We start from the raw sequence: 3123 nt of genomic DNA on the forward strand, positions 1-3123 counted from the left end.
TAACAGTGCTGCTGCTATGTTCGAAGCGATTGATGGCACGTATGTTCTAGTTGCCGTAGTGCTGGCCTTCGCCTTGCTTGGCGTAGTTGCTGTACAAACAACAGTGATGGTTTCGCAGCAGGCTGACGCTACTGGAGGAGGATGCTCGCCCGGCAGCGTTGGGTTTAATGCAAGTAAAGGCCGATGCTACCATCCTTAGATAGAAAAGAGTCCACACACACTGTTCAACCCTGAAGAGATACATTCGACAATAACGCGTGTCTGTGCCCAATGTCGCCAGCGACGGCTCGATTTTGAATAACGATGTACCGAAGCTTCCGATCGCGTTGCAGTCTCTCTCTATCCTACATTGCCTTGCCAAAATCCCACGCAGAAAAGTACTTTGGGGTTAGCTCGATTACAACCTCTACTCCATTTCGGGCGTTGTCTAACAGCGTTTTTGCAAGCGGATGCTCCAGAGTGCCAAGATACTTTAGGTTTATCTTTTCGATGACTTGCAGGTTCTTCTGCACGTCTTCAGAAATGGCTGCGCTTGCCCTTCCCTTCACGCCTTTGTACGGAAAGTTCTCGTCGTCTATTGAAAAGTAAACCTTGTCAGGATTCTTTCGTATACTCTGGACTTTTCTGGTAGTCTTTTGCGTGCCAGTAAATATCTTGTTTGCGTTCTTGTCGTAGATGAACCAGACCGGCTGGATCATCGGATAGCCTTCTCCGTCTATCGTGGCCAGCTGCATGTTGAGCTTGTTTTGGAGAAACCTGTCCACCTCTTCTTCGGTAACGGGTTTTGGCATGTCAGGCAGGGCTTGAACGACTTTCATGCCTTTCTGAGGTAGGGATCGCATATAAAGATAGACAGAGAGAGGAGAGGCTCTGCCATCCCGAATATCAAAAAGCCGCTGGTGGTGTCGCGTCCGAGCGTGAACGGGCCGTTGCTATTATTCTTATTTATCTGACATTATTCTCTTGCGCATCTTGCGCCCGCATCGGGGGCACAGGTCAGGCCCTCCAAGCTCTCTCATGATCCCGCATGTGCATGAAAATACAAATGCCGACGACGACTCTCCTTTCTTTTTGCTGTCTTCAAGTGATCTTTTAAAGAAACCCAGCATATGCAGGTGGTCGGGACAAGGGTACAACATCTGCATATAACAATATATTGAAACATTTTTCGCATCTGAAATGCACAATGTTCCCACCGTGCTCAAAGACCGTGGAAGGATAATGCAGCTTTTGCCATATGATTTGGAAGGGATAGGTAGAGGAGATAACAAAAAAGCCTGAAATCTTACCTGGGCAATGACACGAAGCAGGGGCAGCCTTGCACAGCCATCGCAGTAATGCCCGAATATGCTAGGCCATGCCTAGATACGCGCTACTGTATCTTCTGCCCAGCAGATTCATTCAGGCTTTTGCTCCTCTTTCTTTTCTCTGCGCACGCCGCCTGAATCGTCCGGGGGCCTGTGTCGCAGGATGGTAGTAGTAGTGTTCTGATCGGCAATAGTGTGCAGCTTGTGTATCATGTCTTTTTGCCACAGGCTGCAGTGGGGCTTGAGGACTTTGCCGCATTCAGGACAGCGAAACTCGGAACTCATTTCCTTTTACCTTTACAACAACAACAAAAGGGGAGAACTGGAAACTCATTCGGCCTCTCATCGGCCGTACCGGCGCACCCTGCGCTGGTACGTCCTTATGGCGCGCATCAGGTCTATCTTGCGGAACTCGGGCCAGAACACGTCCATGAACATCAGCTCGCTGTAGGCGCTCTGCCATATCAAAAATCCGCTCAGGCGCTTTTCGCCGGACGTCCTCAGTATCAGGTCGGGCGCCGCCTGGGGCAGGTGCGAAGTATAGAGGCACGACTCGATGGTCTTTTCGTCTATATCGTCAACTTCGATCTCGCCCCTCTTGGTCATGCCCGCTATCCTCTTTACCGCGTCGACGAGCTCCTTCTGACCGCCATAGGCGACGGCGATGTTCAAAAACATCGTGTCGTACTCTGCAGTGGCCTCTTCAAGCTTGGTCAGAATCTCTTGCAGCTTTATCGGCAGCTTGCGCCTGTCCCCTATCGCCTTTATCTTCATACGGCGGCGGTGCACCCTCGGGTCGCTGTACAGTTTCTCGAGCTTGACCTCAAGCAGCCGGTAAATGTTGTCAAGCTCCTCGTCCTTGCGCTCCAGGTTCTCGTTTGACAGTATGTAGAGCGTGGTTATCTTGATCCCGATGTCGTGTATCCAGTTAAGCAGGTCCTCGGCCCTGTCTGCCCCGTAGGCGTGGCCCATCTCGGTGTCGAGAAAGTGGTAGCGCGCCCACCTCCTGTTGCCGTCCAGTATGATTGCGACGTGGTTTGGCAGCGGGTGGCTCAGTATCTCGGCCTCGAGCCTGCGCTGGTAGTACGAGTACACACCGCTTGCCTGCAGCAGCGTGTCTACTACAGCCTTGCCTCCCCTGTCAAAGTCCTCGCTCAGGCCCATTGACATGTTTTGTTCGTTTCAATATCTATTTCAATATTCGCCCGCGTAATACCAGAGCTTCTTAACAAGAGAATTTGACAGAAGGGAGTAATTGCAGCAGAGCAAGCCGGGGCAACAACGTTATAGCGCCGCCTGCCTTCTCTCCCAATCAGAGGGAGAAAGGCGCAGGCATGGCGGTCAGGAACAACAAGAAAAAAGAAGAAGAAAAAGAAAAAGGAGGCAGCAGGCAAAAGATCCTGGTCGCCGTAGACCACTCAGAGCACGCCAAGAGGGCGTTCCTCACCGCGATCTGGCTCGCCAAGTCTCTCGACGCCCGGCTCGTCGTCATGCACGTGGTTCCCCCTCCGCCTTCCCTGCCCGAGGATCTGACCCCCGTCGGCAGCCTTGCCGCCATAGAAAAGTCCTACCTGAAGGTGGGGAGCAAACTGCTTGCCGACTATGCCTGGGAGGCCCAGATCAAGCACGCCATGGAGGTCGAGACAGTGCTGGAGACGGGCGACGCCCGCGAAAAGATACTAGAGGCGGCCAAGGACGCCCGGCTTGTGATCCTTGGGAGCCGGGGCATGAGCCGCGTAAAAGGCGTTATCGTTGGGAGCGTGTCCCAGGCCGTGGTGCAAAAGTCAAAGACCCCTGTAATCGTAGTAAAATGACA

5 protein-coding genes are annotated in these 3123 nt (G+C 52.6%); 2 read left to right on the plus strand and 3 right to left on the minus strand.

Annotated elements, in window-relative coordinates:
• A partial coding sequence (locus WKI84_RS12945) for a hypothetical protein (protein ID WP_337863977.1) occupies positions 1–199 on the plus strand: 199 nt, incomplete at its 5' end.
• Between the two features lie 145 nt (positions 200–344).
• Here the strand turns inward: WKI84_RS12945 and WKI84_RS12950 are convergent.
• The 3 genes from WKI84_RS12950 to uppS all read right to left on the minus strand — a co-directional run bounded on the left by WKI84_RS12950 (position 345) and on the right by uppS (position 2477).
• Positions 345–791: a pyridoxamine 5'-phosphate oxidase family protein gene (locus tag WKI84_RS12950; protein ID WP_337863978.1), complete on the minus strand. Its 447-nt coding sequence runs from the start codon at positions 789–791 to the stop codon at positions 345–347.
• A 606-nt stretch (positions 792–1397) separates the two neighbouring features.
• Entirely contained in the window at positions 1398–1592 is a 195-nt protein-coding gene (locus WKI84_RS12955; RefSeq protein WP_337863979.1) for a hypothetical protein, read from the minus strand.
• Positions 1593–1649: 57 nt separating this feature from the next.
• On the minus strand, positions 1650–2477 hold the full coding sequence (gene uppS / locus WKI84_RS12960; RefSeq protein ID WP_337863980.1) for a polyprenyl diphosphate synthase: 828 nt from the start codon (positions 2475–2477) through the stop codon (positions 1650–1652).
• Positions 2478–2641: 164 nt separating this feature from the next.
• Here uppS and WKI84_RS12965 point away from each other — a divergent pair, with 164 nt between their 5' ends.
• Positions 2642–3121 carry a universal stress protein gene (locus tag WKI84_RS12965; RefSeq protein WP_337863981.1) on the plus strand — a complete coding sequence of 160 codons (480 nt, stop codon included), beginning with the start codon at positions 2642–2644 and terminating at the stop codon, positions 3119–3121.
• Positions 3122–3123 lie beyond the last annotated feature (2 nt).

The sequence above is a fragment of the Nitrososphaera sp. genome, from assembly GCF_037447015.1.
Lineage (GTDB): Archaea > Thermoproteota > Nitrososphaeria > Nitrososphaerales > Nitrososphaeraceae > Nitrososphaera.